This is a genomic window from Mycobacterium sp. MUNTM1, assembly GCF_054660795.1.
Genome location: NZ_BAAGDE010000011.1, coordinates 43,837 through 67,771, shown reverse-complemented (window position 1 = coordinate 67,771; position 23,935 = coordinate 43,837). Strand labels below are relative to the sequence as shown.

General features: G+C 68.3%; 25 protein-coding genes. 19 read left to right on the top strand and 6 right to left on the bottom strand.

Annotation, left to right across the window (positions count from 1 at the left end):
- Positions 1-7: 7 nt before the first annotated feature.
- Both ACYQ8K_RS08795 and ACYQ8K_RS08790 read right to left on the bottom strand, forming a co-directional pair.
- Positions 8-493, bottom strand: a complete 486-nt coding sequence (locus tag ACYQ8K_RS08795; protein WP_459968072.1) for a DUF3060 domain-containing protein — start codon at positions 491-493, stop codon at positions 8-10.
- Positions 494-538: 45 nt separating this feature from the next.
- Positions 539-904 carry a DUF3060 domain-containing protein gene (locus ACYQ8K_RS08790; protein WP_459968071.1) on the bottom strand — a complete coding sequence of 122 codons (366 nt, stop codon included), beginning with the start codon at positions 902-904 and terminating at the stop codon, positions 539-541.
- Between the two features lie 197 nt (positions 905-1,101).
- Between ACYQ8K_RS08790 and ACYQ8K_RS08785 the strand changes: the two genes are divergently transcribed.
- The 9 genes from ACYQ8K_RS08785 (at position 1,102) to ACYQ8K_RS08745 (ending at position 10,327) form a co-directional block, all read left to right on the top strand.
- On the top strand, positions 1,102-1,746 hold the full coding sequence (locus ACYQ8K_RS08785) for a TetR/AcrR family transcriptional regulator (RefSeq protein WP_065029947.1): 645 nt from the start codon (positions 1,102-1,104) through the stop codon (positions 1,744-1,746).
- A 257-nt stretch (positions 1,747-2,003) separates the two neighbouring features.
- Positions 2,004-2,378: a 30S ribosomal protein S12 gene (gene rpsL / locus ACYQ8K_RS08780; protein WP_007767794.1), complete on the top strand. Its 375-nt coding sequence runs from the start codon at positions 2,004-2,006 to the stop codon at positions 2,376-2,378.
- Positions 2,378-2,848, top strand: a complete 471-nt coding sequence (gene rpsG / locus ACYQ8K_RS08775) for a 30S ribosomal protein S7 (protein ID WP_007767793.1) — start codon at positions 2,378-2,380, stop codon at positions 2,846-2,848. Before rpsL ends, rpsG begins: the two co-directional genes overlap by 1 nt.
- A gap of 82 nt (positions 2,849-2,930) precedes the next feature.
- A complete protein-coding gene (gene fusA, locus ACYQ8K_RS08770) occupies positions 2,931-5,036 on the top strand; it encodes an elongation factor G (RefSeq protein WP_459968070.1) in 2,106 nt (701 codons plus the stop codon).
- 103 nt (positions 5,037-5,139) lie between these two features.
- The gene (gene tuf / locus ACYQ8K_RS08765; protein ID WP_044483827.1) at positions 5,140-6,330 is read left to right on the top strand and encodes an elongation factor Tu; all 1,191 of its coding nucleotides are present in this window, start codon (positions 5,140-5,142) and stop codon (positions 6,328-6,330) included.
- 165 nt (positions 6,331-6,495) lie between these two features.
- Positions 6,496-7,269, top strand: a complete 774-nt coding sequence (locus ACYQ8K_RS08760; protein ID WP_459968069.1) for a PE family protein — start codon at positions 6,496-6,498, stop codon at positions 7,267-7,269.
- Positions 7,270-7,360: 91 nt separating this feature from the next.
- Positions 7,361-8,197 carry an SHOCT domain-containing protein gene (locus tag ACYQ8K_RS08755; RefSeq protein WP_459968068.1) on the top strand — a complete coding sequence of 279 codons (837 nt, stop codon included), beginning with the start codon at positions 7,361-7,363 and terminating at the stop codon, positions 8,195-8,197.
- An 89-nt stretch (positions 8,198-8,286) separates the two neighbouring features.
- Positions 8,287-9,114, top strand: a complete 828-nt coding sequence (locus ACYQ8K_RS08750) for a mycofactocin-coupled SDR family oxidoreductase (protein ID WP_459968067.1) — start codon at positions 8,287-8,289, stop codon at positions 9,112-9,114.
- A gap of 25 nt (positions 9,115-9,139) precedes the next feature.
- Complete coding sequence (locus ACYQ8K_RS08745; protein WP_459968066.1) at positions 9,140-10,327, top strand: NAD(P)/FAD-dependent oxidoreductase; 1,188 nt, start codon at positions 9,140-9,142, stop codon at positions 10,325-10,327.
- 22 nt (positions 10,328-10,349) lie between these two features.
- Here ACYQ8K_RS08745 and ACYQ8K_RS08740 read toward each other — a convergent pair whose 3' ends face one another.
- Positions 10,350-11,177 carry an inositol monophosphatase family protein gene (locus ACYQ8K_RS08740; protein ID WP_459968065.1) on the bottom strand — a complete coding sequence of 276 codons (828 nt, stop codon included), beginning with the start codon at positions 11,175-11,177 and terminating at the stop codon, positions 10,350-10,352.
- 536 nt (positions 11,178-11,713) lie between these two features.
- Here ACYQ8K_RS08740 and ACYQ8K_RS08735 point away from each other — a divergent pair.
- Positions 11,714-12,574, top strand: a complete 861-nt coding sequence (locus ACYQ8K_RS08735) for an aldo/keto reductase (protein ID WP_459968064.1) — start codon at positions 11,714-11,716, stop codon at positions 12,572-12,574.
- Here the strand turns inward: ACYQ8K_RS08735 and ACYQ8K_RS08730 are convergent.
- Together ACYQ8K_RS08730 and mftR are read right to left on the bottom strand one after the other, a co-directional pair.
- Positions 12,561-13,616 carry a DUF2332 domain-containing protein gene (locus ACYQ8K_RS08730; RefSeq protein WP_459968063.1) on the bottom strand — a complete coding sequence of 352 codons (1,056 nt, stop codon included), beginning with the start codon at positions 13,614-13,616 and terminating at the stop codon, positions 12,561-12,563. The two genes, ACYQ8K_RS08735 and ACYQ8K_RS08730, sit on opposite strands and share 14 nt — an antisense overlap.
- Positions 13,613-14,209, bottom strand: coding sequence for a mycofactocin system transcriptional regulator (gene mftR, locus ACYQ8K_RS08725; protein WP_459968062.1), 597 nt, complete (start codon positions 14,207-14,209; stop codon positions 13,613-13,615). The genes ACYQ8K_RS08730 and mftR overlap by 4 nt, the downstream gene beginning before the upstream one ends.
- A gap of 99 nt (positions 14,210-14,308) precedes the next feature.
- Between mftR and mftA the strand changes: the two genes are divergently transcribed.
- The 7 genes from mftA to mftG all read left to right on the top strand — a co-directional run bounded on the left by mftA (position 14,309) and on the right by mftG (position 20,864).
- The gene (gene mftA / locus ACYQ8K_RS08720; protein ID WP_064883852.1) at positions 14,309-14,398 is read left to right on the top strand and encodes a mycofactocin precursor MftA; all 90 of its coding nucleotides are present in this window, start codon (positions 14,309-14,311) and stop codon (positions 14,396-14,398) included.
- A complete protein-coding gene (gene mftB / locus ACYQ8K_RS08715; RefSeq protein WP_459968061.1) occupies positions 14,383-14,709 on the top strand; it encodes a mycofactocin biosynthesis chaperone MftB in 327 nt (108 codons plus the stop codon). Before mftA ends, mftB begins: the two co-directional genes overlap by 16 nt.
- Entirely contained in the window at positions 14,706-15,923 is a 1,218-nt protein-coding gene (mftC, locus tag ACYQ8K_RS08710; RefSeq protein ID WP_459968060.1) for a mycofactocin radical SAM maturase, read from the top strand. The genes mftB and mftC overlap by 4 nt, the downstream gene beginning before the upstream one ends.
- 2 nt (positions 15,924-15,925) lie before the next feature.
- A complete protein-coding gene (mftD, locus tag ACYQ8K_RS08705) occupies positions 15,926-17,113 on the top strand; it encodes a pre-mycofactocin synthase MftD (RefSeq protein WP_459968059.1) in 1,188 nt (395 codons plus the stop codon).
- A gap of 162 nt (positions 17,114-17,275) precedes the next feature.
- A complete protein-coding gene (gene mftE / locus ACYQ8K_RS08700; protein WP_459968058.1) occupies positions 17,276-18,007 on the top strand; it encodes a mycofactocin biosynthesis peptidyl-dipeptidase MftE in 732 nt (243 codons plus the stop codon).
- On the top strand, positions 18,004-19,416 hold the full coding sequence (gene mftF, locus ACYQ8K_RS08695; protein ID WP_459968057.1) for a mycofactocin biosynthesis glycosyltransferase MftF: 1,413 nt from the start codon (positions 18,004-18,006) through the stop codon (positions 19,414-19,416). Before mftE ends, mftF begins: the two co-directional genes overlap by 4 nt.
- 8 nt (positions 19,417-19,424) lie before the next feature.
- Complete coding sequence (gene mftG / locus ACYQ8K_RS08690; protein WP_459968056.1) at positions 19,425-20,864, top strand: mycofactocin dehydrogenase MftG; 1,440 nt, start codon at positions 19,425-19,427, stop codon at positions 20,862-20,864.
- Here mftG and ACYQ8K_RS08685 read toward each other — a convergent pair.
- Positions 20,858-22,447: an MFS transporter gene (locus ACYQ8K_RS08685; protein ID WP_459968055.1), complete on the bottom strand. Its 1,590-nt coding sequence runs from the start codon at positions 22,445-22,447 to the stop codon at positions 20,858-20,860. The genes mftG and ACYQ8K_RS08685 overlap by 7 nt on opposite strands.
- Positions 22,448-22,592: 145 nt before the next feature.
- Between ACYQ8K_RS08685 and ACYQ8K_RS08680 the strand changes: the two genes are divergently transcribed.
- Together ACYQ8K_RS08680 and rpsJ are read left to right on the top strand one after the other, a co-directional pair.
- Complete coding sequence (locus tag ACYQ8K_RS08680) at positions 22,593-23,192, top strand: TetR/AcrR family transcriptional regulator (protein WP_459968171.1); 600 nt, start codon at positions 22,593-22,595, stop codon at positions 23,190-23,192.
- A 428-nt stretch (positions 23,193-23,620) separates the two neighbouring features.
- The gene (rpsJ, locus tag ACYQ8K_RS08675; protein ID WP_003873519.1) at positions 23,621-23,926 is read left to right on the top strand and encodes a 30S ribosomal protein S10; all 306 of its coding nucleotides are present in this window, start codon (positions 23,621-23,623) and stop codon (positions 23,924-23,926) included.
- Positions 23,927-23,935: the final 9 nt, after the last annotated feature.

The window sequence follows — 23,935 nt, the reverse complement described above, 5'->3', positions numbered from 1 at the left end:
CGGGTCGTCAGCTGCCCTTGTTGATCGTGTTGCTCTGGCCGATCTTGTCGACCTTGGGGTCCCCGTCCTTGTAGGTGATGGTGTTGTTCATCCCCAGCACGGTGATGCGGGTGTTCACCTTGTCGAAGGTGATCTTGTTGTTGGTGCCGCTGACCGTGGCCGTCTCGCAGGTGCCGGTGATGGTCAGGTTGTTGTCCGAGCCGCCCACGTTCAGCGACTTGCCGCTGGCGCAGTCTAGGGTGGCGGTCGTGCCCATCGATCCGTAGTTGATCGTGTTGCCGATCTCGATGGACGCGGTGGTGCTCGCCCCGCCCGATCCCGTCGTCGGCGCGGCGCCCGCACTCGTCGTCGCGCTGCTCTTCGTGGTGGTCGTCGAGGTCCCCGCCGGCGGGTTGGCCGTCGAACTGCAGCCGGCCAGCACCAGGGCCGCGGCGGCCGGTGTCACGGCGAGCGCGGCCAGGCGCAGCGAGCGGTCACGGTTGTAGGCGCGCATGGTTTCTCGATTCCCCTCTGTCGGATGTTGTTGCGGTGCCGGGGTTTAGCCCGGCACCTGCTGGAGCCGGTTCGTCATGCCCAGTTCGCGGCCACGGTCCCACAGGGCGGGCTGACCGCTCTTGTAGAACACCGTTTCGTTGTAGCCGTACACGGTGATGTCGTGCGACACCGAGTCGGCGATGACGGTGTTCGACGAGCCCATCACCGTCACGGCGTAGCAGTTGCCGAGCGCGGTGACCGTGATGCCGCTGCCATTGACCATCAGGGTGGCGTCGTTGCAGTCGACCGTCTGCTCGATGTCCTCCCCGATGACGTGGGTGTCGCCGTTCTTGGCCTGCGCGACCCCCGGTAGCGCGATGACGGCGATGGCACAGGTGGCCAATGACCCGGCGACAGTCGTCCATTTCACTGCGGGCCCCCTTTGGACGGGTCGGCTGCTCGAAACCAGGCAAGCATGACATTACGTGCATTTGCCCGCCCGATGGCAGACTTTATTTTCCTTTGCCGGGCGCTCATCTCGCCTCCGGGGAGATTAATCTCTGAACGGGCGTCAACTAGAGTCATTAGTTAACCGCAACCCGTTCACGCAATCGAAGGGCGACCGCCATGGCAGCTCCACCGGATCCGCCGCCGGCGGCCGGGCGCCAGCGTGCGGGGCGGCCCGCCTCCCGTCCGGCCAAGCTGAGCCGGGACGGGATCATCGACGGCGCCCTGACGTTCCTGGACCGCGAGGGCTGGGACGCGCTGACCATCAACGCGCTGGCGATGCAGTTGGGCACCAAGGGCCCGTCGCTGTACAACCACGTCGACAGCCTGGAAGACCTGCGGCGCGCGGTGCGGATCCGCGTCATCGACGACATCATCACGATGCTCAACCGGGTGGGCGAGGGCCGCGCCCGCGACGACGCGGTGCTGGTGATGGCCGGGGCCTACCGTAGCTACGCCCACCACCACCCGGGCCGCTACTCGGCCTTCACCCGGATGCCGTTCGGCGGTGACGATCCCGAGTACACCGCCGCCACCCGCGGCGCGGCCGCCCCGGTGATCGCGGTGCTGTCCTCCTACGGCCTGGATGGCGAGGCGGCCTTCCACGCGTCGCTGGAGTTCTGGTCCGCGCTGCACGGCTTTGTTTTGCTGGAGATGACGGGCGTGATGGACGAGATCGACACCGACGCGCTGTTCTCCGACATGGTGCTGCGGCTGGCGGCCGGCCTGGAAAGGCGCACCGCCGCCGATGGCGCCCGCTACTAGCCCGATGGCGACGCCGTCGCTTTGACCTGCGAGACCGGCGGCGGGTATTGTGGTCCCTCGTGCCTGGCGGCTTACGGCGCCTAACCGTAAGGGAGTGGATGCCGGGCGAATTCGCGTGTCCACGGAGCATCGGACCAAGTCCGGTGCGCAGCGCATGCGACACACCCGGACGCGGGGTGATGCGGCCGGACATAACTGCAGTACACAGACTTGAAAACGCTCGAAGTATGCCGAACACGAACACAGAAAGCCGGTAGATGCCAACCATTCAGCAGCTGGTCCGCAAGGGCCGCCGCGACAAGGTCGCCAAGGTCAAGACCGCGGCCCTGAAGGGCAGCCCGCAGCGCCGTGGCGTATGCACCCGCGTGTACACCACCACCCCGAAGAAGCCGAACTCGGCGCTTCGGAAGGTCGCCCGCGTGAAGCTGACCAGCCAGGTTGAGGTCACGGCCTACATCCCCGGCGAGGGCCACAACCTGCAGGAGCACTCGATGGTGCTGGTGCGCGGTGGTCGTGTGAAGGACCTGCCCGGTGTTCGGTACAAGATCATCCGCGGTTCGCTCGACACCCAGGGTGTCAAGAACCGCAAGCAGGCTCGCAGCCGTTACGGCGCCAAGAAGGAGAAGAGCTGATGCCGCGCAAGGGGCCCGCGCCGAAGCGTCCGTTGGTCAATGACCCGGTCTACGGGTCGCAGCTGGTGACGCAGCTGGTGAACAAGGTTCTGCTGGACGGGAAGAAATCGCTGGCCGAACGCATTGTTTATGGAGCGCTCGAGAACGCCCGGGAAAAGACAGGTACCGACCCGGTGATCACGCTCAAGCGCGCAATGGACAACGTGAAGCCCTCCCTCGAGGTGCGCAGCCGCCGCGTCGGTGGCGCTACGTACCAGGTCCCCGTCGAGGTGCGTCCGGATCGCTCCGTGACGCTGGCACTGCGTTGGTTGGTCAGCTTCTCCAAGCAACGTCGCGAGAAGACCATGGTCGAGCGGCTGGCCAACGAGATCCTGGATGCCAGCAATGGCCTCGGCGCCGCCGTCAAGCGGCGAGAGGACACCCACAAGATGGCCGAGGCCAACCGCGCCTTCGCGCACTATCGCTGGTAGGGGCTCCAACCGCGTCAAGGCAGGGTGGCCGGGCGCAAGCGACAGCGAATAACCAAGCAATCGAAAGAGTGGGAAGACTTCTGTGGCACAGAAGGACGTGCTGACCGACCTCACCAAGGTCCGCAACATCGGCATCATGGCGCACATCGACGCCGGCAAGACGACGACGACCGAGCGCATCCTCTACTACACCGGTATCAGCTACAAGATCGGTGAGGTGCACGACGGCGCCGCCACCATGGACTGGATGGAGCAGGAGCAGGAGCGGGGGATCACCATTACCTCCGCGGCCACCACCTGCTTCTGGAAAGACAACCAGATCAACATCATCGACACCCCCGGGCACGTCGACTTCACCGTCGAGGTGGAGCGCAGCCTGCGCGTGCTCGACGGTGCCGTGGCCGTCTTCGACGGCAAGGAAGGTGTCGAGCCGCAGTCCGAGCAGGTCTGGCGGCAGGCCGACAAGTACGACGTCCCGCGCATCTGCTTCGTCAACAAGATGGACAAGATCGGCGCCGACTTCTACTTCTCGGTGAAGACCATGGAGGAGCGCCTGGGCGCCAACGCCATCCCGATTCAGCTGCCCGTCGGCTCCGAGGGTGACTTCGAGGGCATCGTCGACCTGGTCGAGATGAACGCCAAGGTGTGGCGCGGCGAGACGAAGCTGGGCGAGACCTACGACACCATCGAGATCCCGGCCGAGCTGGCCGAGAAGGCCGAGGAGTACCGCACCAAGCTGCTCGAGGCCGTCGCCGAGACCGACGAGGCGCTGCTGGACAAGTACCTCGGCGGCGAGGAGCTCACGGTCTCCGAGATCAAGGCCGCCATCCGCAAGCTGACCATCAGCTCGGAGGCCTACCCGGTGCTGTGCGGCAGCGCCTTCAAGAACAAGGGCGTGCAGCCGATGCTGGACGCGGTCATCGACTACCTGCCCTCGCCGCTGGACGTGCCCCCGGCTGTCGGCCACCTGCCGGGCAAGGAAGACGAAGAGGTCACCCGCAACCCGTCGACCGACGAGCCGTTCTCCGCGCTCGCGTTCAAGGTCGCGACGCACCCGTTCTTCGGCAAGCTGACCTACGTCCGGGTGTACTCGGGCAAGGTCGATTCCGGCAGCCAGGTCATCAACGCCACCAAGGGCAAGAAGGAGCGGCTGGGCAAGCTGTTCCAGATGCACTCCAACAAGGAGAACCCGGTGGAGACCGCGTCGGCCGGCCACATCTACGCGGTGATCGGGCTCAAGGACACCACCACCGGTGACACCCTGAGCGACCCGAACCAGCAGATCGTGCTGGAGTCGATGACGTTCCCCGATCCGGTCATCGAGGTGGCCATCGAGCCCAAGACGAAGAGCGACCAGGAGAAGCTGTCGCTGTCGATCCAGAAGCTCGCCGAGGAAGACCCGACCTTCAAGGTGCACTTGGACCAGGAGACCGGCCAGACCGTGATCGGCGGCATGGGCGAGTTGCACCTGGACATCCTGGTTGACCGCATGCGCCGCGAGTTCAAGGTCGAGGCCAACGTCGGTAAGCCGCAGGTGGCCTACAAGGAGACCATCAGGCGGGCCGTGCAGAACGTCGAGTTCACCCACAAGAAGCAGACGGGTGGTTCCGGCCAGTTCGCGAAGGTCATCATCAACCTCGAGCCGTTCACCGGCGAGGACGGTGCCACCTACGAATTCGAGAACAAGGTCACCGGTGGTCGCATCCCGCGTGAGTACATCCCGTCGGTGGATGCCGGTGCACAGGACGCCATGCAGTACGGCGTGCTGGCCGGCTACCCGCTGGTGAACATGAAGGTCACCCTGCTCGACGGGGCTTTCCACGAGGTCGACTCGTCGGAAATGGCCTTCAAGATCGCCGGTTCCCAGGTGCTGAAAAAGGCTGCGCAGCAAGCCCAGCCGGTGATCCTGGAACCGATCATGGCCGTCGAGGTCACCACGCCCGAGGACTACATGGGCGACGTGATCGGCGACCTGAACTCCCGCCGTGGCCAGATCCAGGCCATGGAGGAGCGGAGCGGCGCGCGCGTGGTCAAGGCGCATGTGCCGCTGTCGGAGATGTTCGGCTACGTCGGCGACCTGCGGTCCAAGACCCAAGGCCGGGCGAACTACTCCATGGTCTTCGACTCGTACGCCGAAGTGCCGGCGAACGTGTCAAAGGAGATCATCGCGAAGGCGACGGGCCAGTAACGGCCAGCGGAGTAATCTTGCCGGGTCAATGCCTTGGGCGCGGCACAACTGAAAACACCAACACTGCTTTAACAAGCACCAACTAGTCCAGGAGGACACAGAAGTGGCGAAGGCGAAGTTCGAGCGGACGAAGCCGCACGTCAACATCGGGACCATTGGTCACGTTGACCACGGCAAGACCACGCTGACCGCGGCTATCACCAAGGTTCTGCACGACAAGTACCCCAACCTGAACGAGTCCCGCGCGTTCGACCAGATCGACAACGCGCCTGAGGAGCGTCAGCGCGGTATCACGATCAACATCTCCCACGTGGAGTACCAGACCGAGAAGCGTCACTACGCCCACGTCGACGCCCCGGGCCACGCCGACTACATCAAGAACATGATCACCGGCGCGGCCCAGATGGACGGCGCGATCCTGGTGGTCGCCGCCACCGACGGCCCGATGCCGCAGACCCGTGAGCACGTGCTGCTGGCCCGTCAGGTCGGCGTGCCCTACATCCTGGTCGCGCTGAACAAGGCCGACATGGTCGACGACGAGGAGCTGCTCGAGCTCGTCGAGATGGAGGTCCGCGAACTGCTGGCCGCCCAGGAGTTCGACGAGGACGCCCCGGTCGTGCGGGTGTCGGCGCTCAAGGCGCTCGAGGGCGACGCCAAGTGGGTCGAGTCCGTCGAGCAGCTGATGGAGGCCGTCGACGAGTCGATCCCGGACCCGGTCCGCGAGACGGAGAAGCCGTTCCTGATGCCCGTCGAGGACGTCTTCACCATCACCGGTCGTGGCACCGTGGTCACCGGTCGTGTCGAGCGCGGCATCATCAACGTCAACGAAGAGGTCGAGATCGTCGGCATCAAGCCGACCAGCACCAAGACCACCGTCACCGGCGTGGAGATGTTCCGCAAGCTGCTCGACCAGGGTCAGGCCGGCGACAACGTCGGGCTGCTGCTGCGTGGTATCAAGCGTGAGGACGTCGAGCGTGGTCAGGTCGTGACCAAGCCCGGCACCACCACCCCGCACACCGAGTTCGAGGGCCAGGTCTACATCCTGTCCAAGGACGAGGGCGGCCGGCACACGCCGTTCTTCAACAACTACCGGCCGCAGTTCTACTTCCGCACCACCGACGTGACCGGTGTGGTGACGCTGCCGGAGGGCACCGAAATGGTGATGCCCGGTGACAACACCAACATCTCGGTGAAGCTGATCCAGCCCGTTGCCATGGACGACGGTCTGCGGTTCGCGATCCGTGAGGGTGGCCGCACCGTCGGCGCCGGCCGGGTCGTCAAGATCATCAAGTAGTTTCGAACCACCGCAAAGCCCGGATTGCCGACTCGGCAGTCCGGGCTTTGTGCGTTGCGGCGGTGTCGGCCCCGGCCGACGCTGGAGAAATCATGCGGCGGTGGCGCCGCCTGGTTTAGGATTTGCTCATAAATTCGGTGACCGTAGCGTTGCGGGGAGGTGCCGATGTCGTTCGTTCAGGCGACGCCCGAATTCGTCGCGGCCGCGGCGGGGGACTTGGCCAGGATCGGGTCGACGATCAGCTCTGCCAACACCGCCGCGATGGGTCCGACATCGGGCGTGCTGGCGCCCGGCGCCGACGAGGTGTCGGCGAGCATCGCCGCGCTCTTCGACGCGCATTCCCAGGTCTATCAGGCGCTCAGCGCCCAGGCGGCCGCCTTCCACAGCCAGTTCGTCCAGCTGATGAACGGCGGTGCGGCGCAGTATGCCTTCGCCGAGGCCGCCAACACCTCGCCGCTGCAGACCGCGGCGGGCCCGGCGTCGGTGGCCGCGCAGGTGCCGGCGGTGAGCGCCGGTGCCGTAGGGACGTCCGCGCCGACCGCGCCCGCGGGACCGCTGGCGGCGGCGGTGGCGCCGGCCGCGGCCGCGGTGGCGCCCGCACCGGCCGGCACCCCGCTGGCGGCGGCTCCGGCGGGGTCGGCGACGCTGGCCTCGGCCACCACGCCCGCCGGCGCGGCGCGGGTGGTGACGCCGGCCTATGCTGCGGCCGGCTCGCCCGCCCCCGTGCAGCCGGCGGCCTCGGTCGCGACGCCGGCCGGGACCCCCGCCGCGCCGATGCAGACCGCGGTGCCGCCGCAGGCCTCGCCGGCCTCGACGATGCCGGTGTCGGCGGCGCGCACCGCCGCGCCCGCCCCGGCCGCCGCGCAGCCGGCACACCCTGCGCAACCGGCGGGCGCGCCGGTGAAGCGGGTGCCGATCGTGCCCACCGAGTCGGTGTAGGCGACCGGACGCGGTTTGCGCGTATCGCATTCGTCGCGACACCCTTAGCGCTAATCTGACACCGATTCCCCAGCAAGCCGAGGAGGGGCATGTGTTAGCGCGCTACCTGAAGGCACAGTTGGTCGTTTTGCTGTGCGGCGGCCTGGTCGGACCGATCTTTCTGGTCGTGTACTTCACCCTCGGGCTGGACAGCCTGCTGCAGTGGATGTTCTATGTTGGCCTGCTGATCACCGTCGCCGACGTGCTGATCGCGCTCGCCCTGGCGAACTACGGCGCGAAGTCGTCGGCCAAGGTGGCCGCGCTCGAGCAGAACGGGGTGCTGGCGCTCGCCCAGATCACCGGGATCACCGAGACGGGGACGTGGGTCAACAACCAGCAGGTCGTCAAGGTGCGCCTGCACATCGCCGGGCCCGGCCTCCTGCCCTTCGACAGCGAGGACCGGGTGATCGCCAGCGTCACGCGGCTCGGCAACCTCAACGCCCGCAAGGTGGTGGTGCTGGTCAACCCCACCACCAGCGAGTACCGAATCGACTGGGAGCGAAGCGCTTTGGTCAACGGCCTGGTTCCCGCGCAGTTCACGGTGGCCGAGGACAACAAAACCTACGACCTGAGCGGACAGGCCGGCCCGTTGATGGAGATCCTGCGGGTCCTCAAGGCCAACAACGTCGCGCTCAACCAGATGGTCGACATCCGGTCGAACCCGGCCCTACGCGCCCAGATCCAGGCGGTGGTGCGCCGCGCGGTCGACCAGCAGGCCCCGGCCGCGCAGCCGGCGCCGGCCGCGGCGCCCGCGGCCGCGGCGGTCGTCACACCGCCCGAACCGTCCATCGCCGCACGGTTGCAGGAACTGCAGGACCTGCACGCCAGCGGGGCGCTCACCGACGCCGAATACACCAACCGGCGCGCGGCGATCATCGCCGAGATCTGACGCCACGCCGGCTACGCCGGGTGAATTAGAACACGTTTCAGTTGCGCTGCTAGCCTGGCTTGGTCTATCGGCGGTCGAAGGGGTTAAACGTGGCTGGACAGGCCGGATCACTGCAGGGGCGGGTCGCGTTCATCACCGGGGCCGCCCGCGGGCAGGGGCGCTCGCACGCCGTGCGGCTGGCCCGCGAGGGCGCCGACATCATCGCGCTGGACATCTGCGCGCCGGCGTCGGCCAGCGTGACGTACACGCCGGCCACCCGCGAAGACCTCGACGAGACCAAGCGCCTGGTGGAGACCGAAGGCCGCAAGGTCCTGACCCGCGAGGTCGACGTCCGCGACGACGCCGCGCTGCGCGATCTGGTGGCCGACGGGATCGAGCAGTTCGGCCGGCTCGACATCGTGGTGGCCAACGCCGGAGTGCTGAGCTGGGGCCGTATCTGGGAGCTCACCGACGAGCAGTGGGACACCGTCATCGGCGTCAACCTGACCGGCACATGGCGCACGCTGCGCGCCACCGTGCCCGCGATGATCGAGGCGGGACACGGCGGGTCCATCGTCGTGGTCAGCTCGTCGGCGGGTATCAAGGCCACCCCGGGCAACGGCCACTATTCGGCCAGCAAGCACGGGCTCACGGCGCTGACCAACACGCTGGCGATCGAGCTCGGTGAATTCGGCATCCGGGTCAACTCCATCCACCCGTACTCGGTGGACACCCCGATGATCGAACCCGAGGCGATGATGGAGATCTTCGCCAAGCACCCCACCTTCGTGCACAGCTTTCCGCCAATGCCGGTGCAGCCCAACGGATTCATGGCGGCCGACGAAGTGGCCGACGTGGTGGCCTGGCTCGCCGGCGACGGTTCGGGCACCCTGACCGGCACCCAGATCCCCGTGGATAAGGGTGCCCTAAAGTACTGAGGCGCCATCGTGCTAAGAACTCCACGTGAGTAGTGACGCAAGCGCGACCAACGGAATCGTGATCGTCGGCGGCGGATTGGCCGCCGCCCGCACCGCCGAGCAGCTGCGGCGCTCGGAGTATTCCGGGCCCATCACGATCGTCAGCGACGAGGTGCACCTGCCCTACGACCGCCCGCCACTGTCCAAAGAGGTGCTGCGCAAGGAGGTCGACGACACCGCGCTCAAACCCCGCGAGTGGTACGACGAGAACGACATCACCCTACGACTCGGGTCGGCCGCGCGCAGCCTGGACACCGCGGCCCAGACGGTGACGCTGGACGACGGGACCACCCTGGGGTACGCCGAGCTCGTCATCGCCACCGGCCTGGTGCCCCGGCGCATCCCGGCGATTCCCGACCTCGAGGGCATCCGCGTGCTGCGGACCTTCGACGAAAGCATGGCGCTGCGCAAGCACGCCTCGGCGGCCCAGCGCGCCGTCGTCATCGGCGCCGGGTTCATCGGCTGCGAGGTGGCGGCCAGCCTGCGCAGCCTGGGCGTGGATGTGGTGCTGGTGGAGCCGCAGCCGACACCGCTGGCCGCGGTGCTCGGCGAGCAGATCGGCGAGCTGGTGGCCCGGCTGCACCGCGCCGAAGGGGTCGACGTCCGCCTCGGGGTCGGGGTGACGGAGGTGCGCGGCGACTCGCGCGTCGAGGCGGTGGTGCTGAGCGACGGCACCGAACTGCCGGCCGACATCGTGGTCGTCGGCATCGGCTCGCGCCCGGCCACCGAATGGCTCGAGGGCAGCGGGGTGCAGGTCGACAACGGCGTCATCTGCGACGAGGCCGGACGGACCAGCGCGCCGAATGTGTGGGCGCTCGGCGACGTCGCCTCGTGGCGTGACGCGACGGGACATCAAGGGCGCGTGGAACATTGGAGCAACGTCGCCGATCAGGCCCGTGCCGTCGTGCCCGCGATGCTGGGCCAGGATGTGCCGTCGGTGGTGGTCGTCCCGTACTTCTGGAGCGACCAGTACGACGTCAAGATCCAGTGCCTGGGCGAGCCGGAGGCCGACGACATCGTCCACGTCGTCGAGGACGACGGCCGCAAGTTCCTGGCCTACTACGAACGCGACGGCGCCCTGGTCGGGGTGGTCGGCGGCGGGATGCCCGGCAAGGTCATGAAGGCCCGCGCCAAGATCGCCGCGGCCGTGCCCATCGCCGAAATGCTGGGCTGAGCGGTATCTTTCGCTTCCGCGACTACCCGACGGCGGCCGCGTACCGGTCGCTGGGGATCTCGGTGTTGCGGATCACCGTGGCGAGCTGCTCCGCGATGCCCGGCGCGGCGACGATCGTCGACGCGGAGCTGTGGGTGTGCGGGTTGCCCTGCGCGTCGGTGAGCTGCGCTCCGGCCTCGCGGGCGATCAGCGTCCCCGCGGCGGTGTCCCACGGTTTGTTGGACATCATCACGCAGGCGTCCAGCGCTCCCTCGGCGACGAAGGCGAGGTCGAGCGTCGCCGCCCCGATCATCCGGATGCGCTCGACGCGGGGAACCAGCTCGGTGGTGAGCGCCAGCCGGTGCTCATTGAGCCGGCCGGCGTCGTGGCCGACGGCGTAGTCGCCGAGGGACACGATGGCGCCGCTGAGGCTGTCGGTGGCGCTGGCGGTGATCCGTTCCCCGTTGACGAACGCGCCTTTGCCTTCGATGGCGTGGTAGGTCTTGCCCAACAGGGGGGCGTGGGTGATGGCCACCACGGTGCGACCGGCGTGCAGCAGGGCCAGCGATACCGCGCACAGCGGCAGGCCGTGGGCGAAGTTGGACGTCCCGTCGATGGGATCAAGGACCCAGAGCCACTCGGATGTTTCGATCTCCGGCTGCTGCTCGGACTCTTCGGCCAGTAGCGCGATGTCGGGTGTGGTCTGGGCGAGGTAAGCGGCGATGTCGTGCTGGATGGCGAGGTCGACGTCGGTGACCGTGTCGCGGTCACCCTTGTGCTGCACCGAGCTCGGTTGCGATTTCTTGAGCGTCGTGGCGCCGATTTGTGTTGCCTGCCAGGCTATTTCGAATAATTCTTGCATTGTCTTCATGAGACAGCTCTGCCTCGCTTCCGGTGTTGGCGTGCGTTCGGCGTTTATCGAGCATAAGGGATCAGCGAATTCGCGTCGCGCGTGCCCCGGGCGAGCTCGGCAGAAGCGAAAGCATTTAGACGATCGAGGTTTTCGCTCGCATACCAGCTTCTTCCTGGGGGTTCGACGCGAATTGGGCATACGCCACAGCCCATTTCGATGGTGATACACCTCACTGGATGCACTTGGTTGGAATGTCCAATACGGGCAAAGGTGCCGCGTTGTAGCCGGTGTCACACAATTGCCGTCACCAGCAACGCCAAACACATTGTGCTGGAAGCTCGTAACTCCAAGCGGTGACGAATTTTGCTGTGCGGACAGGTCCCGGGGCGTTCGGTGCACCGCTTGCAGAGCTTCGCTACTGTCTGCAAGCGAGCGATGTTGCGGGACCGTGCACAACGCAGTGCGTTGGCTGAACCGCCCGGCCTGCTGGCCGCCGCTGAGTCATCGTTCTTTTCCCATATACCCATCAACTTGAGCAGGCAGGTGATTGGCACGTGACAGTGATCGATGAGATATACAGCTCGCCCAGCGCGATTCCGACCGTCGCTCTCAATGACGAGGCGAAGATGCCCGTACTTGGCCTGGGGGTGGCCAAGTTGTCCGATGAGGAAACGGAAAGCTCGGTACTCGCGGCGCTGGAGGCCGGCTGTCGCCTCATCGACACCGCCGCCTCCTACGGCAACGAGGAGGCCGTCGGCCGCGCGATCGCCGCGTCGGGCATTCCCCGCGAGGAGTTGTTCGTCGCCACCAAGCTGGGCACCTCGAAGCAGGGCTTTCACACCGCCCAGGAGTCGTGCAAGGCGAGTCTGGACCGGCTCGGGCTGGACTACCTCGACCTCTACCTGATCCACTGGCCGGCGCCGAAGCTGGGCAAGTACGTGGAGAGCTTCGAGGGCATGAAGGTGGCCCGCGACGAGGGGCACGTCCGCTCCATCGGCGTCTGCAACTTCACCGAGGAGCTGCTGGCCACGGTCATCGAGGAAACCGACGAGGTGCCCGCCGTGAACCAGGTCGAGTTGCACCCACGGCTCAACCAGGCCGAGCTGCGGCAGGCCCACCTCGAGCACGACGTGCAGACGCAGTCCTACAGCCCGCTGGGCGTCGGCAGGATGCTCGAGGACCCGGTGGTCACGTCGATCGCCGCCGAGTACGGCCGTACCCCCGCGCAGGTGCTGGTCCGGTGGAACCTGCAGTTGGACAACGTCGTTGTCTCGCGGTCGTCCAAGCCCGAGCGCGTCGCGCAGAACCTGGACGTGTTCGACTTCACCCTGGCTCCCGAGCACATGGAGGCGATCGAGGGATTGCATGACGGCACCCGCGTGCTGCACGATCCGATGACCTTCATGGGGACCTGAGCCAGTCCACCGGCGGGCCGTGCGGATGGCATTCGCCCAGCGTCTGCAGGGCGCCGTCCGGCCAGCCGCGGGCGCGCACCACGAACCGGATCGGTGCGCCCGGGCCGTCGCGCGCGGGCTCCATCGTGAGGTGGACGAACGGCTTGCGGGCATCCGCCCGGGCGGCCACCGCCTCCACGTGGGCGCGCACCGCGGCGCGCTCGTCGGTGGACAGGTACTGCCAGGTGATTGAGTGCCACAACACGGTCAGCGCGCCGTCGGCCAGCGTCAGGCCGGCGACCGCGTCGGCCGCGGTCCGGCGCTCGAGTGCCGCCGGCACCCGGCGGGCGACCTCGATGGCGCCGCGCAGCCGCTCCAGCCGGGCGGCCTGGTCGGGCCAGACGTAGCTCAGCACGGTCAGTTCGCCGTCGGCGGCGCCGACGTCGATGGGCGCGATGTCGTACCCGTGCCGTGCGACGATCCGCAATTCGCGCCTGGGCGGCAGCTCGCCGCGCCACGCGTCGTCGATGATCACCGGTGAGTCCGCCGGCCCCCACCGGCCACCGGCGAAGCCGTAGCGGTAGTGGTCGGCGCGCAGGTTCAGCCCCGCACTCGACCCAATCTCGAAAAGCCGTATAGGCAAGCCGAATTCGTGGTTGATGTGCAGGAGGCCGCCGATCAGGGCGGCCGATCGGCCCACCTCGTTGGTTTGCGGTGGCCGGCTCAGCGCCGCGCGCGGCGCGTCGACGTGACCGGCGGCGGTGTCCAGGATCTCCGGCCAGGCGGGTCCGGCGTCCCACGCGCCGCCGGTGCTGGGGTAGAAGCGGCGCAACCGCGGCGCCCGGCCGTCGAGCACCAACCGGTGCAGCCCCCCGAGCAACCGCAGCGGCACCGCGTCGCGCGACGGGGCGTCCGCGTGCCCGGCCAAGACGTCGGCGAAGACGCCGCCGGCTTCGACGTCGTTGGCGACCAGTTCGAACAGCTCCCCATACATCGGCGAGCCCGACGAGGCGCAGAACCTGCCCTGTGACCGCAGGGTGTGCACCAGGTGCTCGGCCGTCACCCGCCCAGCCCGTCCAGGCCGGCGCCCACCACGTCGAAGGCGTTGCCCAGGGCGACCGGCAGCGGGACGGATTCATCGCTGAGCCAGTGCTCGTAGGCCGACAAGGCCACCCCGAGCATCGTCCAGGCGACGGTCTGGGGCAACAGATCCGCGGTCTTGCAGTTCAGGCGGTGGGCGACGAACCCGGCGATCACCTCACGCCAGCCGGCGTACATCGTCATCGAATACGCTTGCAGCTCAGCGGTTTGCAGGATCACTCGCATGCGCTGGCGGTGCCGGGCGGTCTCGGATTCGTCAAAGGTGTTGAACGCCAACAGTGCAGCGCGCAGCGCATCACCGAGGCGCACGTCGGCCTCGACGTTGTCGAGCAGATCGCGCAGGTGGGCAAGGTGATTGTCGAAGTCACCCCAGGGGATGGCGTTCTTGGACGCGTAATAGCGGAACAGGGTCCGGCGGGAGATGCCGGCGGCCTGGGCGACGTCGTCGACGCTCACGTCGGCGAAACCGCGGGCCGTGAACATGTCGATGGCGACGTCGGTGATGTGGTGCGGGGTGGTCGAGCGGCGCCTGCCCACCCGCGGCTGCGGCATCATCGGACCCCGCCCTTCCTTTTCGGCACTCGATGCCATATTCTGGCGGCGAGTGTGACTCAGACCCCATCGTTGTCAAGACCGGACGAAAGGCAAGGCCCCGTGGACCACGAGACCGAAACTGACCCCCAACTCGTCACCGAGACCCTGGTCGAAGAGGTGTCCATCGACGGCATGTGCGGGGTCTACTGACCGTGCCCGCGCCCGCGCAGGATCGGACGGCGGCGTCGTTCGATCCTGATCGCGGCTGGCGATTGCACCCGCAGGTGGCGGTTCGGCCGGAACCGTTCGGCGCGCTGCTCTACCACTTCGGTACCCGCAAGCTGTCGTTTCTGAAGAACCGCACCATCCTCACGGTGGTGCAGTCGCTCGCCGACCATTCCGACATCCGGTCCGCCTGCCGCGCGGCCGGCGTGGACGACGCCGCGCAGGCGCCATACCTGCATGCGCTGGGTGTGCTCGTCGAGTCCAACATGCTGGTGCCCCGGAAGGACCATCAATGACAACAGCGGCCCCTGTACCCCGGCTGATCGAGCAGTTCGAGCACGGCCTCGACGCGCCCATCTGCCTCACCTGGGAGCTGACGTACGCCTGCAACCTGGCCTGCGTGCACTGCCTGTCGTCGTCGGGCAAGCGGGATCCGCGCGAGCTGTCCACGCGTCAATGCATGGACATCATCGATGAGCTGGAACGCATGCAGGTGTTCTACGTCAACATCGGTGGCGGGGAACCCACTGTGCGCCCGGACTTTTGGGAACTGGTCGACTACGCCACCGAGCACCACGTCGGCGTGAAGTTCTCCACCAACGGCGTCCGCATCACTCCCGAGATCGCCGCGCGGCTGGCGGCCAGCGACTACGTCGACGTCCAGATCTCGCTGGACGGCGCCACCGCCGAGGTCAACGACGCCGTCCGCGGACCCGGTTCGTTCGACATGGCGGTGCGTGCCCTGGAGAATCTGGCCGCGGCCGGATTCAAAGACGCCAAGATCTCCGTGGTGGTCACCCGGCACAACGTCGACCAGCTCGACGAATTCGCCGCGCTGGCAAGCCGTTACGGCGCCACGCTGCGGATCACCCGGCTTCGCCCGTCCGGACGCGGCGCCGACGTGTGGGAAGAGCTGCACCCCACCGCCGACCAGCAGGTCCAGCTGTATGACTGGCTGGTCGCCAAGGGCGAACGGGTGCTCACCGGCGACTCCTTCTTCCACCTGGCCCCGCTCGGCCAATCCGGCGCACTGGCCGGTCTGAACATGTGCGGCGCCGGCCGCGTGGTGTGTCTGATCGACCCGGTCGGCGACGTGTACGCCTGCCCGTTCGCCATCCATGACCGCTTCCTGGCCGGAAACGTGCTGACTGATACCGGTTTTGGGGCTGGGTTCTCCAACGTCTGGAAGAACGCCCCGCTGTTCCGCGAGCTGCGCGAGCCGCAGTCGGCGGGCGCGTGCGGCAGCTGCGGTCACTACGACAGCTGCCGGGGCGGATGCATGGCCGCCAAATTCTTCACCGGCCTGCCGCTGGACGGGCCGGATCCCGAATGCGTGCAGGGCCACAGCGCGACGGCGCTGGCGCACGACCGCGAGACGCCGCGCCCGCGGGCCGATCATTCCCGCGGCAAGCGGATCCGCCAGCCGGTGCCGCTGACCCTGTCGCTGCGGCCGCCCACGGTCACGCCGGAGGCGCCGCCGGCACGCATGTGTAACGAAAGCCCGGTGTGACGATGGCCGACGCATGGTTTGAGACCGTCGCCATCGCGCAGCAACGCGCCAAGCGCCGGCTGCCGAAATCGGCTTACTCGTCGCTGATTTCGGCCAGCGAAAAGGGAATCACGGTCTCCGACAACGTAACAGCGTTCGGCGAACTCGGATTCGCGCCGCATGTCATCGGCGCGCAGGAAAAGCGCGACTTGTCGACCAACGTTATGGGACAAGAGATTTCGCTGCCGGTGCTGATCTCGCCGACCGGCGTGCAGGCGGTGCACCCCGAGGGTGAGGTCGCCGTGGCGCGGGCCGCGGCCGCCCGCGGCACCGCCATGGGGCTGTCCTCGTTCGCCAGCAAGCCGATCGAAGAGGTCATCGCGGCCAACCCCAAGCTGTTCTTTCAGGTGTACTGGCTGGGTGACCGCGACGCGATCGCGGCCCGGGTCGAGCGCGCCCGCGCGGCCGGGGCGGTCGGGCTGATCGTCACCACCGACTGGAGCTTCTCGCACGGCCGGGACTGGGGCAGCCCGTCGATCCCGGAGAAGATGGACCTCAAGACCATCGTCAAGATGAGCCCGGAGGTCGTCACCAAGCCGCGGTGGTTCCTGCAGTGGGCGAAGACCATGCGGCCGCCGGAGCTGCGCGTGCCCAACCAGGGCCGTCGCGGCGAGCCCGGGCCGCCGTTCTTCCAGGCGTACGGGGAGTGGATGGGCACGCCGCCGCCGACCTGGGAGGACATCGCCTGGCTCCGCGAGCTGTGGGGCGGGCCGTTCATGCTCAAGGGCGTGATGCGCGTCGACGACGCCAAAAAGGCGGTGGACGCCGGGGTTTCGGCCATCTCGGTGTCGAACCACGGCGGTAACAACCTGGATGGCACGCCGGCCTCGATCCGGGCCCTGCCCGCAGTGGCCGCGGCCGTCGGCGATCAGATCGAGGTGCTCCTGGACGGGGGCGTACGGCGCGGAAGCGACGTCGTCAAGGCCGTGGCGCTGGGAGCGCGCGCGGTGATGATCGGCCGGGCCTACCTGTGGGGGCTGGCCGCCGCCGGCCAACCGGGCGTGGAGAACGTGCTCGACATTCTGCGCGGCGGCATCGACTCGGCGCTGATGGGTCTCGGGCTCTCCTCGGTTCAGGACCTCGGACCGGAGCATATTCTGGTGCCGCCCGGATTCACCCGGGCGCTGGGCGTGCCCTCGGGTGGCGCGTAGCAAAAGCCCGAGTATTCAGGGCGGACATCTCCGATTAAGTGACGTTTGCGCAAACCGTGAGACGGGCGGGGTACCCGTGACGGACGAGCCCACAATTCGAACGTCGAGTGAACGACCCAGAAAAAAACTTTTTTTCAAGCTTCAACAATTGGTGCACGCCAGGTGAATTCGTCCTACCATCACCGAGTGTCCGTACTCGGCGAATTGGGAACCGCGACGTCGAGCCAGCTATCAAGCACGTCGGCGTCGGTAATGGTTCCGCTGGGGTCGACCGAACAACACGGTCCGCACCTGCCGCTGGACACCGACACCCGGATCGCGACGGCGGTCGCCGGTGACGCTCGGGCGCGCCTCGGGCGCGACTGGCTGGTGGCGCCGGCCATCGCCTACGGCGCCAGCGGTGAGCACCAGAGTTTCACCGGAACGATCTCGCTGGGCACCGAGGCGCTGACGCTGCTGCTGGTCGAGTACGGCAGGTCAGCGGCCGGCTGGGCCCGGCGCCTGGTCTTCGTCAACGGCCACGGCGGCAACGTCGAGGCGCTGAGCAGCGCGGTGGCCCTGTTGCGCACCGAGGGCCGCGACGTCGGCTGGTGCCCCTGCCTGAGCACCGGCGGCGACGCCCACGCCGGCCATACCGAAACCTCGGTGTTGCTGCACATCTCGCCGGGCGTGGTGCGGACCGGGCAGTCGGTGGCCGGCAACACCGCGCCCCTGCCCGAGTTGCTCGGGTCGATGCGCCGTGGGGGAGTCGCGGCGGTCAGCCCGGTCGGGGTGCTGGGCGACCCGACCACCGCCACCGCCGCCGAGGGCAAGCGGATCTTCGCCGAGATGGTCGAGGGCTGTGTCCGCCGGGTTTCCCGGTGGCGGCCCGGGACCGACGGGATGCTGACATGAGCGCGCACCGGCTGCCGGACGGGTTCGCCGTCCAGGTCGACCGCCGCGTGCGGGTGCTCGGCGACGGCTCGGCGCTGCTGGGCGGTTCGCCGACCCGGCTGCTGAAGTTGGCGCCGGCCGCCCAGGACATGCTCTCGGATGGGCGGCTGAAGGTGCGTGACGAGCTCAGCGCCCAACTCGCCCGCACCCTGCTGGACGCCACGGTGGCCCACCCCCGGCCCGCGGGCGGCCCGTCGCACCATGACGTCACGGTGGTAATTCCGGTGCGGGACAACCTTTCTGGCGTGCGACGCTTGGTGAGCTCGCTGCGCGGCCTGCGCGTCGTCGTGGTGGACGACGGCTCGTTCCCCCCGATCGAGCCGGAAGACTTCGTCGGCGCGCACTGCGACATCGAGGTGCTGCGCCACCACCGCAGCAAGGGCCCGGCGGCGGCCCGCAACACCGGGCTGGGGGCCTGCCGGACGGACTTCGTCGCCTTCCTGGACTCCGACGTCGCACCGCGCCGGGGCTGGTTGGAGGCGTTGCTGGGTCACTTCTGCGACCCCACGGTCGGCCTGGTCGCGCCCCGCATCGTCGGCCTGTCACACAGTGAGAACGTGGTGGCCCGCTACGAGGCGGTGCACTCCTCGCTCGACCTCGGCGAGCGCGAGGCGCCGGTGCTGCCGCACAGCACGGTGTCCTACGTGCCCAGCGCAGCGATCATCTGCCGGTGCTCGGCGATCCGGGAGGTCGGCGGGTTCGACGAGACCCTGCAGTCCGGCGAGGACGTCGACCTGTGCTGGCGGCTTATCGAGTCGGGCACCCGGCTGCGCTACGAGCCGATCGCGCTGGTCGCCCACGACCACCGCACCGAATTGCGTGATTGGCTTGCGCGCAAAGCCTTTTACGGCGGTTCGGCGGCTCCGCTGTCGGTGCGCCACCCGGACAAGACGGCGCCGGTGGTGATCTCCGGCTGGGCGCTGATGACGTGGATCCTGATGGCGTTCGGGTCCACGCTGTCGCGGCTGGCGTCGGTCGTCCTGGCCGTGCTGACCGGTCACCGGATCGCCCGGGCGATGCGAACCGCCGAGACGTCGATGAGCGATGTCGCGATGATCGCCGGTCGCGGCCTGTGGTCGGCGGCGCTGCAGCTGGCGTCGGCGCTGTGCCGGCACTACTGGCCGCTGGCGCTGGTGGCCGCCAGCCTGTCGCGCCATTGCCGGCGGGTGGTCCTGGTCGCGGCCGTGATGGACGGGGTGGTCGACTGGCTTCGCCGCCGCGACGCGATCAGCGACGACGTCGAGCCGATCGGGCTGCCGACCTACCTGGTGCTCAAGCGCGTCGACGACCTGGCGTACGGGCTTGGGTTGTGGTGGGGTGTGCTACGGGAACGCAATGTGCGCGCCCTGAAGCCCCAGATCCGGAGTTAACCACCACCTTGACCACAGCCGCCTCGCACAGCGATGTGCTGATCGTCGGCGCCGGCAGTGCAGGATCGGTTGTTGCGGAACGGCTTTCCGCCGATCCGCGGTGCGCGGTGACCGTTCTCGAGGCAGGGCCGGCGCTCGACGATCCGGGACTGCTCGCCCAGACCGCCAACGGGTTGCAGTTGCCGATCGGTGTCGGCAGTCCGCTGGTGCGGCGCTACCAAACCCGCCTCACCGAGCAGCCCGCCCGCCAGCATCCGCTCGTGCGCGGGGCGACGGTGGGCGGATCGGGCGCCATCAACGGCGGCTACTTCTGCCGCGGGTTGCCGCGCGACTTCGATCGCATGGCCATCCCGGGCTGGGGATGGGACGACGTGCTGGGCAGCTTCCGTGCCATCGAGACCGACCTGGACTTCGACGGTCCCGCCCACGGCGACAGTGGTCCCATCCGGGTGCGCCGCACGCACGAGATGACCGGGACCTCCGAGCGATTCATCGCCGCCGCCGAGCGCGCCGGATTCGGCTGGATCGCCGACCTCAACGATGCTGGGCCAGATCAGGTTTCGGGAATCGGCGCCGTCCCGCTCAACATCGTCGACGGCGTGCGCCGGGGTTCCGGCGCGGGGTACCTGATTCCGGCGCTGGGGCGGCCGAACCTGAGCCTGCACGCGCGGACCCGGGTGGCAAGGCTGCGTTTCGCCGGGACCGCCGTGGCCGGCGTCGACGCGGTCGGCCCGCACGGCCGGATGACCCTGACCGCCGACCGAGTCGTGTTGTGCGCCGGTGCGATTGAGACGGCGCGCCTGCTGATGCTGTCCGGTGTCGGAGAAGAAAAGACGTTGCGCGCCGCCGGCGTGCCGGTGGTGACGCCGCTGCCGGTGGGCGCGTCGTTCAGCGATCATGCCGAGTGGGTGCTGCCCACCGATTGGACCGTGGCGCCCGGACGGCCGGTGCTGGAGGTGGTGCTCAGCACGGCCGACGACCTCGAGATCAGGCCGTACACGGGCGGATTCGTGGCGATGACCGGCGACGGCACCGCCGGCCACGCCGACTGGCCACACCTGGGGGTGGCGCTGATGCAACCACGCGCGCGCGGCCGCATCACGCTGGTCTCGGCCGACCCCGACGCGGCGCCGCGAATCGAGCACCGCTACGACAGCGAGCCCGAGGATATCGCGGCGCTACGCCGGGGCAGCGAGCTGGCCCGCGAATTGGCCGGCGGCACAATCGATGCCGCGGCGGCAGTGTGGTCAACCTCGCAACACCTGTGCGGCACCGCACCGATGGGAGCCGACGGCGACCCGCGCGCCGTCGTCGACCCGCGGTGCCGGGTGCTGGGCATCGACAACCTCTGGGTGATCGACGGCTCGATCCTGCCCGCGATCACCAGCCGCGGCCCGCACGCCTCGATCGTGATGATCGGGCACCGGGCCGCGGAGTTCGTTCAGTGACGCGACAGCATCCGCCGCACCGGGCTTAGCTGGCGGCCGTCGCGGCCCGGAGCCCACACCCCGATCGCCACGGCGGCGACGGCGACGATCGCGGCCATCGTGATGGTGGAGGCGTGCAGGGCCGCCAGGAACGCGGACTTGCTGATGTCGGCCAGCTGCCGGCCCTGGGGCCCGAGCCGCCCGCCGATCTCCACGGCCTTGGCCAACGAGTCGGTGGCCTGGTCGCGGACCGGCGCCGGGAAGGCCGCCAGCCTGGGGCTGAGCTCGTGGGAGTAGCGGCCGGCCAGGATGGAACCGGCCACCGCGATGCCCAGCGCCCCGCCCATCTCGCGCGATGTGTCGTTCACCGCGGAGGCCACCCCCTGCTTCTCGTCGGGAACCGCACCCATGATCGCCGAAGTCGTTGGCGCCGTGCAGATTCCGATACCTGTCGCGAGAATCAAAGTGGGCCAGGCGAATTCGAGGTACGTCGAGTGCAGGTCCAGGCCGGACATGCATCCGAATCCGACCGCCATCAGCAGTGTGCCGACGAACAGCACCAGCCGCAGTCCCAGCTTGGGCACATACCAGAACGACAGGGCCGAAAAGATGCCCAGCGGCACCATGAACGGCCCGAAGGCGATCGCCGTCGCCAGCGCGGAATAGCCCATGATCTGCTGCACGTACTGCATGCCGATGTAGAAGAAGCCGAAGGTGGCGCCGAACAGGATGACGATCGCGGTCACCCCGGTGGCGAAGTTGGGGTCGGCGAACAGCCGGACGTCCAGCAGTGGTTGCCGGCCCCGCAGCGCCAGGCGCAACTCGACTGCGCCGAACGCCACGGCGATCACCGCACCGACGACGAGCCCGCCCCACACCACCGGGTCGCTCCAGCCGCGCCCGGGCGCTTCCAGAATGGCGGCCACCGCGATCGCGACCGCCGCGCCGATCAGGACCGCACCCAGCGCATCGACCCGCGGGGCGCCCGCATCGCGCGACGACGCGACGGTGCAGGCCAGCGCGAAGATCACCAGCCCGGCGATGCCCAGCGACCAGAAGATGGCGTGCCAGTCCCAAAAGCGAAGCAGCAGGCCGGAACCGAGCATGCCCAGGACGCCGCCGGAGCCGGCCGTCCCGGCCCAGATTCCAACAGCCTTGGTGCGGTCGTCTTTTGGATAGGCCACCGTCAACAGCGACAGCGTGGCGGGCATGACGAACGCGGCGCCGATCCCGGCCACCGCCCGGCCCGCGATGATCTGGGCGGGGTTGTGCAGCAGCGCCGGGGCCATCGAGCCGATCGCGAACACCAGCAGGCCGGTCAGCAGCGCACCGCGCCGGCCGTAGCGGTCCCCGATCGCGCCGGCCGGCAGCAGCAGGCACGCCAAAGCCACGGTGTAGCCGTCGACGACCCAGTTCAGCTGGGATGCGGTGGCCGAGGTGGCCACCGCGAGATCGCCGAGCGCGGTGTTCAGCGCCGTCATCGACGCCACCACCAGCGCGACGGCCATGCAGGCGACGGCCAGCGTCCAGTTTCGGGCCCGGAAGCTATCGCCTACGCCGATCCCGTCAGTACGCTGGTCAGACCGGACGAGGGTTTCGACCATGCGGTTCGCCTCCTAGGGGACATGCAAAGTTTCGAGACCAATAGTCTTGTACGTAGACGGATAGTCTCGTTCTCAAACAGGGAGGTGGGTCACAATCGACACCGGGACGTCCGACCCGCGCCCCGCCAGATCGCGGGCCAGGCTGCTGGAAGCCGCCGTCACCCTGCTGCGCGCCGGGGGGCCCAGCGCGGTGACGGTCGACGCGGTCACCCGCACCGCCAACGTGGCCCGGGCGACCCTGTACCGACACTTCCCGAGCGGAAACGACCTACTGGCAGCGGCTTTCAACAGCCTGATCCCGGCGTCTCCCACCCCGCCCGCCGAGGGTTCGCTGCGCGACCGGCTGGTCGCGGTGGTGCTGGCCCAGGCCGAGTCCGTCGCCCAGGCGCCCACCCTGATGACCGCCATGTCCTGGCTCGCGCTGGGCCGCGACCTGGAGGGCCTGCCCGAGCCGCGGCACAGCCACAACGCCGACAGCGCGGCGATCACCACCCTGCGCGAGCGCATCGCCCAGCAGTACGCCGAGCCCTTCGACGCCATCTTCGACAGCCCGGAGGCCGCCGAGCTGGGGGAGGTGGACCGGTCGCGGGCGATCGCCCTGCTCATCGGCCCGCTGGTGCTGGGCCGGCTGTCCACGCTGCCCGATTTCGACTACCACCAGTGCGCGCTGGCGGCCGTCGACGGCTTCTTACATGTGCAATGCGGCAGGGCCGGCGCAGCGAGCATCGAATCGGCGGGCGCCTGACGCTGCGGCGCCCACCGCCTCGAGCCTTCTGACCAGCGTTTTCATTCTCCGGTGCTACCGTCCTCGGGACGGGCTCGGCCAATTCGGCCTCGGATCGCGGCCGAATTTTGTCGGGGCACGATCTTCAGGCATACTGTTCAGGTTGCCTTGAGCCGGGTTTGCGCCTGGTCGGGCATACGACCAGCGTCCAAACGGGCGCGTCCGGTCCCATCCTTTGAGAGCGACGAATTTCGATCGCGGATGAGGCTGCGTGAGGGTGACACGCCCGACCGCGGGGGCCGGTGGACCACGACAGGTAAACAGCGGCGCAATATCCGGCGCAACGCTCGATCGGCCCAGAGTTGGCCGGCTCGATCGGCGCGCCGGTGGCACTGAGGACTATGTGAGCCCGGATAGCGGGCCCCAACAGGAGTGAGGGTAGGAGAAGCGTGGCGGGACAGAAGATCCGCATCAGGCTTAAGGCCTACGACCATGAGGCTATCGACGCGTCGGCGCGCAAGATCGTCGAGACCGTCGTCCGCACGGGTGCCAGTGTTGTAGGTCCGGTGCCGCTGCCGACTGAGAAGAACGTGTATTGCGTCATCCGCTCACCGCACAAGTACAAGGACTCGCGGGAGCACTTCGAGATGCGTACGCACAAGCGGCTGATCGACATCCTCGACCCGACGCCGAAGACCGTCGACGCGCTGATGCGCATCGACCTTCCGGCCAGTGTCGACGTCAACATCCAGTAGGAGATCCAG